13 protein-coding genes are annotated in these 13,769 nt (G+C 69.4%); 5 read left to right on the forward strand and 8 right to left on the reverse strand.

What is annotated here, in order from left to right:
• Nucleotides 1–36: 36 nt before the first annotated feature.
• Entirely contained in the window at nucleotides 37–1,221 is a 1,185-nt protein-coding gene (locus tag ASD35_RS06075) for an acetyl-CoA C-acetyltransferase (protein ID WP_056873981.1), read from the reverse strand.
• Nucleotides 1,222–1,241: 20 nt separating this feature from the next.
• Nucleotides 1,242–2,864, reverse strand: a complete 1,623-nt coding sequence (gene phaC / locus ASD35_RS06080) for a class I poly(R)-hydroxyalkanoic acid synthase (RefSeq protein WP_235538284.1) — start codon at nucleotides 2,862–2,864, stop codon at nucleotides 1,242–1,244.
• A gap of 174 nt (nucleotides 2,865–3,038) precedes the next feature.
• Between phaC and ASD35_RS06085 the strand changes: the two genes are divergently transcribed.
• Complete coding sequence (locus ASD35_RS06085; RefSeq protein ID WP_056873983.1) at nucleotides 3,039–3,305, forward strand: hypothetical protein; 267 nt, start codon at nucleotides 3,039–3,041, stop codon at nucleotides 3,303–3,305.
• Here ASD35_RS06085 and ASD35_RS06090 read toward each other — a convergent pair.
• Both ASD35_RS06090 and maiA read right to left on the reverse strand, forming a co-directional pair.
• Entirely contained in the window at nucleotides 3,225–3,956 is a 732-nt protein-coding gene (locus ASD35_RS06090; RefSeq protein ID WP_056873984.1) for a polyphenol oxidase family protein, read from the reverse strand. The two genes, ASD35_RS06085 and ASD35_RS06090, sit on opposite strands and share 81 nt — an antisense overlap.
• The gene (gene maiA / locus ASD35_RS06095; protein WP_056873985.1) at nucleotides 3,946–4,581 is read right to left on the reverse strand and encodes a maleylacetoacetate isomerase; all 636 of its coding nucleotides are present in this window, start codon (nucleotides 4,579–4,581) and stop codon (nucleotides 3,946–3,948) included. The genes ASD35_RS06090 and maiA overlap by 11 nt, the downstream gene beginning before the upstream one ends.
• A 32-nt stretch (nucleotides 4,582–4,613) precedes the next feature.
• Between maiA and ASD35_RS06100 the strand changes: the two genes are divergently transcribed.
• The gene (locus ASD35_RS06100; RefSeq protein WP_056873986.1) at nucleotides 4,614–5,168 is read left to right on the forward strand and encodes an NUDIX hydrolase; all 555 of its coding nucleotides are present in this window, start codon (nucleotides 4,614–4,616) and stop codon (nucleotides 5,166–5,168) included.
• A gap of 6 nt (nucleotides 5,169–5,174) precedes the next feature.
• Here the strand turns inward: ASD35_RS06100 and ASD35_RS06105 are convergent, their stop codons facing one another.
• The 3 genes from ASD35_RS06105 to guaD form a co-directional block, all read right to left on the reverse strand.
• Nucleotides 5,175–5,366: a hypothetical protein gene (locus ASD35_RS06105; RefSeq protein WP_056873987.1), complete on the reverse strand. Its 192-nt coding sequence runs from the start codon at nucleotides 5,364–5,366 to the stop codon at nucleotides 5,175–5,177.
• A gap of 12 nt (nucleotides 5,367–5,378) precedes the next feature.
• Nucleotides 5,379–7,307, reverse strand: coding sequence for a S9 family peptidase (locus tag ASD35_RS06110; protein ID WP_082579947.1), 1,929 nt, complete (start codon nucleotides 7,305–7,307; stop codon nucleotides 5,379–5,381).
• Between the two features lie 97 nt (nucleotides 7,308–7,404).
• The gene (gene guaD / locus ASD35_RS06115; RefSeq protein WP_056873988.1) at nucleotides 7,405–8,712 is read right to left on the reverse strand and encodes a guanine deaminase; all 1,308 of its coding nucleotides are present in this window, start codon (nucleotides 8,710–8,712) and stop codon (nucleotides 7,405–7,407) included.
• Between the two features lie 39 nt (nucleotides 8,713–8,751).
• Here guaD and xdhA point away from each other — a divergent pair, with 39 nt between their 5' ends.
• Genes xdhA through ASD35_RS06130 form a run of 3 tightly spaced genes read left to right on the forward strand, consistent with a single transcriptional unit; the run spans nucleotide 8,752 to nucleotide 13,132 of the window.
• Complete coding sequence (gene xdhA / locus ASD35_RS06120; RefSeq protein ID WP_056873989.1) at nucleotides 8,752–10,242, forward strand: xanthine dehydrogenase small subunit; 1,491 nt, start codon at nucleotides 8,752–8,754, stop codon at nucleotides 10,240–10,242.
• Nucleotides 10,239–12,557, forward strand: coding sequence for a xanthine dehydrogenase molybdopterin binding subunit (gene xdhB, locus ASD35_RS06125; RefSeq protein ID WP_056873990.1), 2,319 nt, complete (start codon nucleotides 10,239–10,241; stop codon nucleotides 12,555–12,557). Before xdhA ends, xdhB begins: the two co-directional genes overlap by 4 nt.
• The gene (locus tag ASD35_RS06130) at nucleotides 12,554–13,132 is read left to right on the forward strand and encodes a peptidoglycan recognition family protein (protein ID WP_056873991.1); all 579 of its coding nucleotides are present in this window, start codon (nucleotides 12,554–12,556) and stop codon (nucleotides 13,130–13,132) included. The genes xdhB and ASD35_RS06130 overlap by 4 nt, the downstream gene beginning before the upstream one ends.
• Here the strand turns inward: ASD35_RS06130 and ASD35_RS06135 are convergent, their stop codons facing one another.
• Complete coding sequence (locus ASD35_RS06135) at nucleotides 13,133–13,762, reverse strand: response regulator transcription factor (protein ID WP_056873992.1); 630 nt, start codon at nucleotides 13,760–13,762, stop codon at nucleotides 13,133–13,135.
• Between the last annotated feature and the right edge of the window lie 7 nt (nucleotides 13,763–13,769).

Raw genomic sequence — 13,769 nt, forward strand, 5'->3', positions numbered from 1 at the left:
GGTTTGTCTCCTTCAGTGGTGATTTGAGAATCTCTCTTAACGTTCGACGGTCAGGGCCACACCCATGCCGCCGCCGATGCACAGCGACGCAATACCCTTCTTGGCGTCACGCTTGACCATCTCGTGCAGCAGCGTGACCAGCACGCGGCAGCCGCTGGCACCGATGGGGTGGCCGAGCGCGATCGCGCCGCCGTTGACGTTGACCTTGCTCAGGTCCCAGCCCATCTCGTTGTGCACGGCGCAGGCCTGGGCCGCGAAGGCCTCGTTGATCTCCAGCAGGTCCAGGTCGGCGGGCTTCCAGCCGGCGCGCTCCAGCGCCTTCCTGGCAGCAGGCACGGGACCCATGCCCATGTAGGCGGGGTCCAGCCCGGCCGACGCGTACGACGCAATGCGCGCCAGCGGCGTCAGGCCCAGTGCCGCGGCCTTGGCGGCGGTCATGACGACCACGCCGGCCGCGCCGTCGTTCAGGCCCGAGGCATTGCCGGCCGTCACGCTGCCGGCCTTGTCGAAGGCGGGGCGCAGGCCGGCCAGCGCGTCTGCGTTGGATTTGCGGTTGATGAACTCGTCGGCGGCGAAGACGACGGGGTCGCCCTTCTTCTGCGGGATCGTGAAGGGCACGATCTCGTCCTTGAAGCGGCCGGCGTCCTGCGCCGCGGCCGCCTTCTGCTGGCTGCCCAGCGCCAGCGCGTCCTGCTGCTCGCGGGTGATGCCGTACTTCTTGGCGACGTTCTCGGCGGTGATGCCCATGTGGTACTGGTTGTACACATCCCACAGGCCGTCGCTGATCATGGTGTCCACCATCTTCCAGTCGCCCATGCGCTGGCCGTCGCGGGAGTTGGGCAGCACGTGGGGGCTGAGGCTCATGCTCTCCTGGCCGCCGGCGATGACGATGTCGCTGTCGCCGTCCCGGATGGCCTGCGCCGCGAGCATCACGGCCTTCAGGCCCGAGCCGCAGACCTTGTTGATGGTCATGGCCGGCACGGCGTGCGGCAGGCCGGCCTTGATGACGGCTTGGCGCGCCGGGTTCTGGCCGACGCCGGCCGTCAGCACCTGGCCGAGGATCACTTCATTGACCTGGTCGCCCGCCAGGCCGGTGCGGCGCAGCAGGTCCTGGATGACGGCGGCGCCCAGTTCGCTGGCGGGCGTCTTGGCGAGCGTGCCGCCGAACTTGCCGATGGCGGTGCGCGCGGCGGCGACGATGACGATGTCTTGCTGGCTCATGAGAGTCTCCTTTGCTGAAATCAGGCCTTCACCTTGACGTAGCGGCCAGGTGCGGTTTCGATGGGTTTGTACTTCCGATTGCCCGGCGTCTTGGGCGCCGGCTTGGCCGCGCCGGCGTGCGAGGCCAGCCAGGCCGACCAGTCCGGCCACCAGCTGCCGGGGTGCTCGGTGGCTGTCTTGAACCACGCATCGGCCTCGGCCGGCAGCGTCGCCCCTTTGGCGATCCAGTGGCTGCGCTTGGGCGGCTTGCCCGGCTTGGGCGGCGGGTTGATGACACCCGCGATATGACCCGAGGCGCCCAGCACGAAGCGCCTCTTGCCCTTGAGCAGCTGGGTGCTGCGGTAGGCACTGGTCCACGGCACGATGTGGTCCTCGCGCGAGCCGTAGATGTAGACCGGCGCGTCGATGGCGCCGAGGTCCACCTTCTCGCCGCAGACGGTCAGCTTGCCCGGCTGCTTCAGCTCGTTCTGCAGGTAGGTGTGGCGCAGGTACCAGCAGTACATCGGGCCGGGCAGGTTGGTCGAGTCGCCGTTCCAGTACAGCAGGTCGAAAGCCGGCGGCGCCTCGCCCTTCAGGTAGTTGCCGACGACGTAGTTCCACACCAGGTCGTTGGGGCGCAGGAAGCTGAAGGTGGTGGCCAGCTCCTGGCCGTGCAGCAGCTGCGGGCCCTTGGGGCACTCCGGCCCGAGCGTTGCCTCGCGCAGGCGCACGCTGGCCTCGTCGACGAAGATGTCCAGGATGCCGTTGTCGGCGAAGTCCAGCAGCGTGGTCAGCAGCGTGACGCTGGCGGCCGGCTGCTCGCCACGGGCGGCCAGCACGGCCAGCGCGGTGGCGAGGATGGTGCCGCCGACGCAAAAGCCCAGCGTGTTGATCTTGTCCTGGCCCGAGATCTCCTGCGCGACGCGCAGCGCCTCGATGGCGCCTTCCTCGATGTAGTCGTCCCACGTCAGGTGCTTGACCGATTCGTCGGGGTTGCGCCAGCTGACGACGAAGACGCGGTTGCCCTCGGCCACGGCATAACGGATCAACGAGTTGTCGGGCTGCAGGTCGAGGATGTAGAACTTGTTGATGCAGGGCGGCACCATCAGCAGCGGGCGCGCCTTCACGGTGGGCGTCAGCGGCGTGTATTCGATGAGCTGGAACAGCTCGTTCTCGAACACCACATGACCCGCGGTCGTCGCGACGTTCTTGCCCACCTCGAAGGCGCTTTCGTCCGTTTGCGACACATGGCCGCGCTGCACGTCGCCCCACAACTGCTGCAGGCCGCGGGCCAGCGTCTCGCCCTGGCTGTCCAGCGCCAGCTTCTGCGCCTCGGGGTTCAACGCCAGGAAGTTGCTGGGCGAGGCCGCATCGACGAACTGCTGCACCGCGAAGCGGATGCGTGCCTTGGTCTTGTCGTCGGCCTCGACGCTGGAGGCCATCTGCGCCAGCGTGCGGCCGTTGAGCAGATAGAGCTGGGTCATGAAATTGGCGGCCGGGTTGGACCGCCATTCCGGTGCCGAGAACCGCCGGTCACTGACCGCCGGCGCCTCGCCGTGGCCCAGCGACGCGTTCCACAGCGCGGTGGCCTGCTTCAGGTACTCGGCCTGCAACTCGGCCAGCGCCGTGGGTGAGATCTGGGGCAGATGCGACATCTGCTGCATCAGGTCCGCGAACACCTGCCCTTCGGCGGGCGGCGTGTCGTTCTTCGTGCGAGTGGCCATGAATCTCCTCAGCGGTCCTGTCTCGATCCGTTGCAATAAGCTTGCCACATCCGCAGACCCCACCTTGTACCTTGTAATTTCAGGCGCTGACGCGCCGATGACACCCCTCGCACCATGTATCTCGTCGCCATCGCCTGGGCCTATGTCGCGTTGATGATGGCCGCCGCGGAAGCGCTCAGCCCCCAGGGCACGCTGTTCGGCGCCTTCGTCACGCTGCTCCTCTATGGCGTGCTGCCGCTGAGCCTGCTGCTCTACATCCTGGGCACGCCGGGCCGCCGGCGCAGGCGCCGCGCAGCGGAATCAGCGGCCGAGGGCAATGCAGGCGGCCATGCGACCGCGAGGCCGGCCGAGGGCTTCGCCCCGGAACGAGAAGAACCGTGAATCATCGGTCAGCGTGCACCAGCCACCGCCGCTGATGCCGGTGACGCCGGCTGCGGCCAGGCGTTCGCGAGCCAACAAGGGAAGGTTGGCGCGCCACCGAGGCTGGGGGTTAGGTCGATAGAGGAAGCCCGGCTGGTCGCGCTCGACCGGCACGCGCCCGAAGGCGGCGACAACCTCGGGGCCGACCTCGAAGGCCTCCGGCCCGATGCAGGCGCCGAGCCATGCCTGCACATCACCCGGCGGGCAGCCCGCGGCCTCGCAAAGCGCGGCCACGGTGTTCTCCAGCACGCCGGCCGCCAGCCCCCGCCAGCCCGCATGCGCGCCGGCCACGCCGCCGGGCGCGGTGAACAGCACCGGCAGGCAGTCGGCCACGAGGATGGCCACGGCCAGCGCCGGGTCGGTCGACACCGCCGCGTCGGCCTGCGGCGCGTTGCCGTCATGCCAGTCGCGCTGCAGTCGCACGACGGTCGCGCCGTGGACCTGGTCGAGGAACACCGGCCGGGCGCCCAGCAGCCCGGCGAGTTCGGCACGGTGGGCCATGGCCAGCGCCGGGTCGCCCGCCTTGCGCCCGAAGTTCGGGCCCAGCGTCGTCATGAAGGCCGTCACGCCGGGCCAGGCCGGGCGCAGCCAGGGCGTCGGGTCAAGCGGCATCGGGACAGGCGCTCGGCTGGGTGTTCGAGAACGCCGGCAGCGCCAGGCAGGCGGCGTTGATGCGCATGACGGTGGGGTAGCCGTCCAGCGGGCATTCGAAGCGCTGGGCGTTATAGACCTGGGGCACGAGCAGGCAGTCGGCGAGGCCCGGCGTGTCGCCGAAGCAGAACTCGCCCGCGGTGCCGGCCAGGCGCTGCTCGACGATGGCCAGGCCCGTCGCGACCCAGTGCCGGTACCAGCGGTCCACGGTGGCCTGATCCTGGCCCAGGTCGTTCTTCAGGTAGCGCAGCACGCGCAGGTTGTTCACCGGGTGGATGTCGCAGCCGATGTCCTGCGCCAGCGCCCTCACCTGCGCCCGCGCCACCGCATCGCGCGGCAGCAGCGGCGGCTCGGGGTGGGTCTCGTCCAGGTATTCGAGGATGGCCATGGACTGGCTGAGCCAGCGGCCGTCGTCCAGCACCAGCGCAGGCACGAGGTGCGAAACCTGCTGGTTGGCGAACGCGCCAGCGAACTGCTCGTTCTTCTGCAGATGGATGGGTGCGTAGTCGTAGTCCAGGCCTTTCAAGGCCAGGCCGATGCGCACGCGCCAGGACGCGGACGAGCGGAAGTAGTTGTAGAGCTTCATGCCTGTCATTTTGTGCCTTCTAAACTCGGCACATGCCCTTCCCCAGCCGCTTCAAACACTGCCCCGCCTGCGGCGCCGCCGTGGAGTACCGCATCCCCGCGGATGACAACCGCGAGCGCGCCGTCTGCCCGGCGTGTCACAGCATCCATTACCAGAACCCGCTCAACGTCGTCGGCACGCTGCCGGTGTGGGAGGCCGACGGCCGCGTGCTGCTGTGCCGTCGCGCCATCGAGCCGCGTCATGGGCTGTGGACGCTGCCGGCCGGCTTCATGGAACTGGGCGAGACCACGGCCGAAGGCGCGCTGCGCGAGACGCAGGAGGAAGCGGGCGCCGATGTCGAGATGGGGCCGCTGTACACGGTGCTGAACGTCGTGCGCGTGGGGCAGATCCATCTGTTCTACCGGGCGCGCCTGCGCTCGCCCGACTTCAACCCCGGCCCCGAGTCGCTGGAGGCGAAGTTGTTCGCCGAACACGAGATCCCCTGGGACGAGATCGCCTTCAAGACAACGCGGGAAACGCTGCGCTGCTTCTTCGAGGACCGGCGCGCTGGCGGGCAGTACCCGCTGCACGCGCTCGACATCGCCTGACCCGCGTCAGCGCCCGCCCAGCACCCGCGCCGGCAGCATGACGATGGCGCGCAGCAGCGCGAACACGCCGTCGACCGCGACACCCAGCAGCCTGAAAGGCAGCGTGACCAGCCAGACCAGTGGCCACAGCAGCAACGCCAGCAGCGCGAGCGGCCAGCAGAGCACGAACAGCACGCACCAGAGCAGGAAGCTGAACATCGCGTGCGCTCCTTACTTGACGGCCTGGCCCACGCCAGGCTTCAGGTACTTGTCGAGGAATTCGACCATGCGGCGGTTGGCCTCCAGCGTGTTCTTCTTCTTCGAGAATCCGTGGCCCTCGTCGTCGAACACGAGGTAGTCCACCGGCACGCCGTTCTTCTTCACCGCCGCGACGATGTCGTCGCTCTCGGGCTTGATGACACGCGGGTCGTTGGCGCCCTGGATGACCATCAGCGGTTTCCTGATCTCGCCGGCGTGGAAGAGCGGCGACGTGGCCATCAGGCGTTCGCGGTCCTTCACCGGGTCACCGACCTCCTGATACAGCGCGAGGCGCTGGCTCTCCCAATACGGCGGGATGCTTTCCAGCGTGCGTATCCAGTTGGCGACGCCGAAGATGTCGATGCCCACCTTGAATGCCTCCGGCCGGAAGGCCATGGCCGACAACACCATGTAGCCGCCATAGCTGCCGCCGACGATGCCGATGCGCTCCGGGTCGATGACGCCGGTGCTGGCCAGGAAGGTTTTGGCCTCGATGCAATCCCACAGCGGCTCGCGGCCGTGCTTGCCGTCGTCGGCGGTGAAGAAGCTCTTGCCGTAGCCCGAGCTGCCACGGTTGTTGATGCCCAGCACCGCATAGCCGTTGTTGACGAAGTACTGCATCAGCGCCGAGTAGCCGCGCATGGTCTGCCCGCCGGGGCCGCCGTGCACCCAGACGATGGCGGGCACCTTGTGGCCCGCAGACGCCTCCTTGGGCAGCATCAGGATGGACGGCACCACCATGCCGTCGAAGCTCCTGAAGCGCACGACGGCGGCGTCCACCAGTTCGGCCGGGTCGATGTCCTTGGACAGGCTCTGCGTCAGCTGCTTCGGCGCCGCGTTGGCGCCGACCTCGGCGACGAACAGGTTGCTGGGCGAGCGGTCGCCGTTCACGTAGAAGGCCATGCGCTTGCCGCTGCGCGAGAACGACACGCCGCGCACCTCGCCGCCCGGCAGTTGGGGCAGCGCGACGGGCTTGCCGTCACGGTACAGGCGCAACGCGATGCTGGCGTCGGCATTGATGCCGGTGACGCGATGGCGGCCGTCCTTGGAGAAGGCCGTGTAGGCCACGTCCCAGTCGGCCTTCTCGACCTCGCGGGTCTTGCCGCTGGCCAGGTCATAGGCGATGACGCGGGTGAACTCGCCGCCGTCGTTGGTCGTCATCAGCAGCTCGCGGCTCTCGGGGTCGAAGTCCTGCGACGCGTACTGCGCCAGGCCCTGGTGTCGGGTGATGTGCTTGATCTCGCCGCTCTTGAGGTCGGCCAGGTGCACGTCGGCATCGGCCGTTGTATTGACCTTGCCCAGCGCCAGCCAGCGGCCGTCGCGGCTGATGTCGCTGACTTGCCAGCCCGCCTCGTTCTTGAACACCAGCGTGCGCGCATAGGTCTTGGCATCGATGCGGTAGAGGTCGAAGAAGCGCGCATCGCGCTCGTTCGTCGCGACGTAGAAGGCCGTGTCGTCGCCGCTCCAGCCGCGGAACTGCGCCTTGAGCTTCTCGCCTGGCGTCAGGTCTTTCTCGCTGCCGTCCAGCTCGCGCACGTAGAGGTGGTTCAGTTCGTTGCCCGCCTGGTCGCGCGTGTAGAGGAAGCGGTCGTCGGCGGGGAAGAAGCTGACGGCGTAATGGCTGTCGGTCTTGGAGTGCGTGAGCTGCACCGGCTTGCCGCCGGCAGCGGGCATCGCGTAGACGTTGAAGATGCCCGTCTCGTTGCTGTGGAACAGGATGCGGCTCTCGTCCGCCGAGAAGCTGGCGCCGCCGATGTTGACGGTGGCCATGAACTGCTCGATGGTGTAGCGCTTGGCCGGCTTGGGCGCTGCAGCTGCGGGCTTGATGTCGGCAGCGGTGGCTGCGGGCACGGCGGCCAGCAGCGCAAGGGCCGCAACGAGGGTCAGCAGGGGTCGGCTCATGGCGTCTTCCGTTCAATAGGGTGGGCAGACTCTACCGAGCCGCAACACCTTCCCCATGCGGCTTGTGACGAAGCGGCGGATGGGCGGGATGGGCGGTTCAGACGCGTTGACGGCCCGCCACGTAGCAGGCGGCGAGGTTGCGCTCGTCGGCCAGCGTCATCCAGGCGAACACGCGCTCATGCAACTCGCGGGCGACGGCGTCGCGCGCTTCGGCGACGGGGCCGCGGGCCCAGTCCCACACGCAGAGGTCCGCCACCTGGCCGACCGACAGACCGCCGATCTCGCCGCCCAGCTGCAGCGCCTCGGCCGCGCCGCGCGTGGCCGCATGCAGCGCGCACCAGGCCGTCAGCCGCTCGCCGCGCAGGGCCTGCACCTTGTACGCGTCCAGCATGTTGCGCGGCAGGCTCAGCGTCGTGCCGCCACCCACGTCGGAGGCCAGGCTGACGTTGAAGGCCGCGCCCGGCCAATCGAACAGGCCGCTGCCGAGGAAAAGGTTGCTCGACGGGCAGTGCGCCACCTGGGCGCCGCGGTCGGTGACAACGACACGGTCGTGCGGATCGAGGTAGATGCCGTGGGCCAGCACCGAGCGTTCGTGCACCAGGCCGACGCTGTCGTAGACGTCCAGGTAGCTGCGCGCCTGCGGGAACAACTCCCCCACCCACGCCACCTCGGCGCGGTTCTCGGCGACGTGCGTCTGCATGTAGAGGCTGGCATCGGCCCGGCACAGCGCGCCGGCCATGGCCAGTTGCTCGGGCGTGCTGGTCGGTGCGAAGCGCACGGTCACGGCATAGGCCAGGCGGTCACGGCCATGGAAGCGGCCGATCAGATCGATGCAGTCCTGCTCGGCCTGTACGACGTCGTCCCGCAGGCCGTCGGGCGCGTGCCGGTCCATCAGCACCTTGCCGGTAATGAGCCGCATGCCGCGCGCGGCGGCGCTGTCGAACAGCGCCTCGGCCGAGACCTTGTGCACCGTCGCGAAGACGACCGCCGCAGTCGTGCCGCTGGCCAGCAGCGCGTCGAGGAACACCTCGGCCCCCGCACGACTGCGGACCGGGTCGGCAAACGCGCATTCGCTCGGGAAGGTGTAGCGCTTCAGCCAATCCAGCAGCTCGGTGCCGTAGGAGCCAATGACCTCCAGCTGCGGGCAGTGCACATGGGTGTCGATGAAGCCCGGCAGCACCAACTGGCCGGCATGGTCCTTGCGCGCCCAGCTGTCGTCGGGCTCGTGCGCCTGGCGGCCGACGATGCGGCCGTCCTCGATCAGCAGCCAGTGGTCGCGGTCGAAACGCACCGCTGGCGATTCGGTGTCGCCCCAGCTTGGGGCGGCCGTGAAGTCCAGCAAATCGCCCCGCAAGGCCCAGCGGCGCGGGCCGGCATCGAATTTTTTCTGGTTAGTAAAACTCATATGGCAATTCTGAGGCAACGCCCGACAATCGAGGCCAGCATGAATACCCGACAAAACGTTCGCCCTGTGCGCTTCTTCCACCGCGGCGAGGTCGTCGAGGTGGCCGACCTCGCGCCGACCACCACGGTCTTGCAATTTCTGCGCGAGCACGCCGGCTGCACCGGCACCAAGGAAGGCTGTGCCGAGGGCGACTGCGGCGCCTGCACTGTCATCCAGGGCGAACTGGATGCCCAAGGCCGGCTGCAATTGCGCAACGTCAATGCCTGTACGCAGTTCCTGCCAACGCTGGACGGCCGCGCGTTGCTGACCGTGGAAGACCTGGGCGGCCCGGAGCGGCTCAACCCCGCCCAGCAGGCGCTGGTGGACTGCCATGGCTCCCAGTGCGGCTTCTGCACCCCCGGCTTCGTCATGAGCCTGACGGCCTGCTACGAACAGCACCAGGCCGCCGGCACCACGCCGACGCGCCAGCAACTGGCCGACGCGCTGGCCGGCAACCTGTGCCGTTGCACCGGCTACCGACCGATCCTCGACGCTGGCGAGCGCATGTTCCAGGCGCCCGCCCGGTGCATCGACCGCGAACCGATCGCCCAGGCGCTGCAAGCCCTGGCCGCCGATGAGCCGCTGGCGTACGGCCCGGCTGGCGCGCGCTTCCATGCACCGCAGAGCCTGCCGGACCTGGCCCTGCTGCGCGAGGCCTATCCGCAGGCCACGCTGCTGGCGGGCTCCACCGACGTGGGCCTGTGGGTCAACAAGCAGTTCCGCGATCTGGGCGACGTCATCTACACCGGCCGCGTCGCGGCACTGCGCGAGATCCGCACGGAGAACGGCAGCCTGTGGATCGGCGCCGCGGCCTCGCTGGAGGACAGCTGGGCGGCGCTGACCGCTGCCGTGCCGCGCCTGCGCGAGCTGTGGCTGCGCTTCGCGTCGCCGCCAGTGCGCCATGCCGGCACGCTGGGCGGCAACATCGCCAACGGCTCGCCCATCGGCGACGGCGCACCGGCGCTGATGGCGCTGGGTGCCGACGTCGTCCTGCGCAAGGGCGCGCAGCAGCGCCGCCTGCCGCTGCAGGACTTCTATCTCGACTACATGAAGAAGGACCTGCAGCCCGGCGAGTTCATCGAGGCGCTGCAGGTGCCGCTGCCGTCCGCCGGCTGGCGCTTCAGCGCGCACAAGATCGCCAAGCGCCATGACAGCGACATCTCGGCCGTCTGCGCCGTGCTGGCGCTGCAGGTCGACGCCGACGGCACGGTTCGCGAGGCCCGCTTTGCCTTCGGTGGCATGGCCGCCATCGTCAAGCGCGCCGCCGCCGCGGAAGCGACCGTCGTCGGCCAGCCCTGGACCGAAGCCGCCGCCCGGGCCGCCGCGGCCGCGCTGCCGCAGGACTTCCAGCCGATGACCGACATGCGCGCCTCGGCCGGCTACCGGCTCAAGGTCGCGCAGAACCTGTTCACCAAGCTGTGGCTGGAGACCGGCGGCGCGCAGGCCGCGCCCCTCGGCATCTGGCCCTCGATGCAGGAGGTGGCGGCATGAACAAGCCCGAAACCCTGCCCGTCGCGCAACCGGTCGTCGGCACGTCGATGCCGCATGAATCGGCCCACCTGCACGTCAGCGGCGCGGCGCCCTACATCGACGACCTGCCCGAGCCCGCCGGCACGCTGCACGCGGCGCTGGGCCTGTCGCCCGTCGCGCACGGCAGGCTGCTGGGCGTGGATCTCGACCGCATCCGCCGGCAGCCGGGCGTCGTCGCCGTGCTCACCGCTGCCGACATTGCCGGCGAGAACAACTGCGGCCCACTGCTGCATGACGACCCCATCCTGGCCGCGGAGGTGTTGAGCTACGTCGGCCAGCCCGTGTTCGCCGTCATCGCGACGGACCGCGAACTGGCCCGCCGTGCGGCGTCGCTGGCCCAGCAGGTCATCCACGCCGAACCGCTGCCACCGGTGCTGACGGCGCTGCAAGCGCATGCCGCCGGCCAGTACGTGCTGCCGCCCATGCACCTGACCCGCGGCGAACCGGCCGAGCAGCTCGCTGCCGCGCCACACCGCCTGCAGGGCAGCTGGAGCCTGGGCGGTCAGGAGCAGTTCTACCTGGAAGGGCAGATCAGCCTCGCGGTGCCGCAGGAAGGCGGCGAAGGCCTGCTGGTGCACTGCTCGACCCAGCACCCGAGCGAGATGCTGCAGCTCGTCGCGCATGCCCTCGGCTGGCAGTCCCACCGCGTCGCCGTGCAGTGCCGGCGCATGGGCGGCGGCTTCGGCGGCAAGGAGTCGCAATCGGCGCTGTTCGCCTGCGTCGCGTCCATCGCCGCGCTGAGGCTGAAGAAGCCGGTCAAGCTGCGCGTCGACCGCGACGACGACTTCCTCATCACCGGCCGCCGCCACGGCTTCGACTATCGCTGGGATGTCGGCTTCGACGACGAGGGCCGCATGCTGGCGGTCGACGTGGAGCTGGTCGCCAACGCCGGCCACAGCGCCGACCTGTCCGCACCGGTCATGGCCCGCGCGCTGTGCCACTTCGACAACGCCTACTGGCTGCCGCATGTCGCCATGCACGGCTACTGCGCCCGCACGAACACGCAGAGCAACACCGCCTTCCGCGGCTTCGGCGGGCCGCAGGGCGCCATCGCCATCGAGATGATCCTGGACGGCGTCGCGCGTCGGCTGGGGCTCGATCCGGCCGAGGTCCGCCAACGCAACTTCTACGTGGCCGGGCAGGACACGACGCCCTACGGCCAGCAGGTCGAGGAGCTGCATGCCCAGCCGCTGACGGCCCAGCTGCTGGCCAGCAGCCGCTACAAGCAGCGCCGCGCCGAGATCGACGCCTTCAACGCGGCCAGCCCGGTACTGAAAAAGGGCCTGGCCTTCACGCCGGTCAAGTTCGGCATCTCGTTCAATGTGGCCCACCTGAACCAGGCCGGCGCGCTGGTGCATGTCTACACCGACGGCTCGGTGCTGGTGAACCACGGCGGCACGGAGATGGGCCAGGGGTTGAACACCAAGGTCGCGCAGGTCGTCGCGCACGAGCTGGGCCTGCCCTTGAGCAGCGTGCGCTGCTCGGCCACCGACACGAGCAAGGTCGCCAACACCTCGGCCACCGCCGCGTCGACCGGCAGCGACCTGAACGGCAAGGCCGCACAGGACGCCGCACGCAAGATCAAGGCGCGGCTCGCGGCCTTCGCGGCCGAACGCTTCGGCTGCGCGCCCGAGTTCATCACCTTCGCGGATGGCCAGGTCGGCGGCGGCGGTCAGAGCGTCGCCTTCTGCGAGCTCGTCGCCGCGGCCTACCTGCAGCGCATCCAGCTCTGGAGCGACGGCTTCTACGCCACGCCCGGCCTGCACTGGGACCGCGCCAAGCTGCAAGGCCACCCGTTCTACTACTACGCCTGGGGCGGCGCCGTCTGCGAGGCCCTGGTGGACACGCTGACCGGCGAGAGCCGCATCACCCGCGCCGATCTGCTGCACGATGTGGGCACCAGCCTGAACCCCGCCATCGACATCGGCCAGATCGAAGGCGGCTTCATCCAGGGCATGGGCTGGCTGACGATGGAGGAGCTGGTGTGGCATCCGGTGACGGGCCTGCTGACGACGCATGCGCCCAGCACCTACAAGATCCCCACCGCCAACGACTGCCCGCCCGAGCTGCGTGTCGAGCTGTTCGGCGTGGCCAATGCCAGCCAGACCATCCACCGCAGCAAGGCCGTCGGCGAGCCGCCGCTGCTGCTGGGCTTCGCGGCACTGCTGGCGATCAAGGACGCCTGCGCGGCCTGCGGGCCGGAGCGCTGCGACCCACCGCTGCGCGCGCCGGCCACGGCCGAGGCGGTGCTGAGCGCCATCGAGGCGGTCCAATGAAACTCGCCGCGCTCGGCCTGCTGCTGGCGCTGGCCGGCTGTGCCACCACCAGCACCGGGCTGAGGGCGCCGGAGATCATTAGCGTCGACGCCTGGGGCGGCAGCACGGTCGCGTCCAGCATGCCGCCGCAGCGCATTGACCACATCACGCTGCACCACCAGGGCGAGGTCTGGAAGGAAGGCACCGACGTCCAGGCCTACCTGCGCCGGCTGCAGCAGTGGTCGCGGCTGACCAAGCGCTGGGCCGACATCCCCTACCACTACGTTATCGCGCCCGATGGCCGCATCTACGCCGCGCGCCCGCTCACGCAGGCGGGCGACACCAACACCGAGTACGACCCGCGCGGCCATGCGCTGGTCATGCTGGTCGGCAATTTCGAGGAGCAGCAGCCCACGGCCGCGCAGCTCCATGCCGCCGTCGCGCTGACCGCCTGGCTGGCGCGCGAGCACAAGCTCGGTCTCGACGCGATTGCCAGCCACAAGGACCACAGCGCACAGACGGTCTGCCCGGGCAAGAACCTCTACGCCTACCTGGCATCGGGCTGGTTCAAGGCCGAAGTGGCCAAGCGGCTCTGATCAGCGGGCCTTCTGCGTCGCGATGACGACGGCCTGGGTGCGCGAGTTGACGCCCAGTGCCTTCAACACCGCCGCGACATGGTCCTTCACCGTGTCGACGCTGACACCCAGCTCCCGCGCGATGAGCTTGTTGGACAGGCCCTGGGTCAGCAGATGCAGCACATGCTTCTGGCGCGGCGTCAGCGGCAGTTCGGCCCAGTCCGGCAGCACCGGGGCGGCCGATGCGGCGGTGGGTGCCTCCTCGGCGCGCGGCTTCAGCGGCGGCACATAGGTGCCGCCGGCCAGCACGAGTTGCAGGGCCTGCACCAGCATGTTGAGGTCGCTGCGCTCGGGCACATAGCCCATGGCACCCGCGCCGATGGCCTGCAGCGCGTCCTCGGTCTCGTCGCTGCCTGAAATGACCACGACGGGCAGCATCAGGTGCTCGCGGTGGATCTGCTGCAGCAGCTCGAAACCGCCGTCCACGCGCAGGTCCAGCAGCACGAGGCGGGGCAGGCCTTGGGCCAGCGCGGCGCGCGCCGCGGCCGTGGTATCGACACCCTGCACCTGGGCGCCGGCGAAATGCTGCTCGACCAGCCCGGTGAGCGCAGCGCGCACCATCGGAAACGCATCGACCAGCAAGACCTTCATCACCCCA

It is taken from the genome of Pelomonas sp. Root1444 (genome assembly GCF_001426885.1).
In the GTDB taxonomy this organism is placed as follows: domain Bacteria; phylum Pseudomonadota; class Gammaproteobacteria; order Burkholderiales; family Burkholderiaceae_C; genus Pelomonas.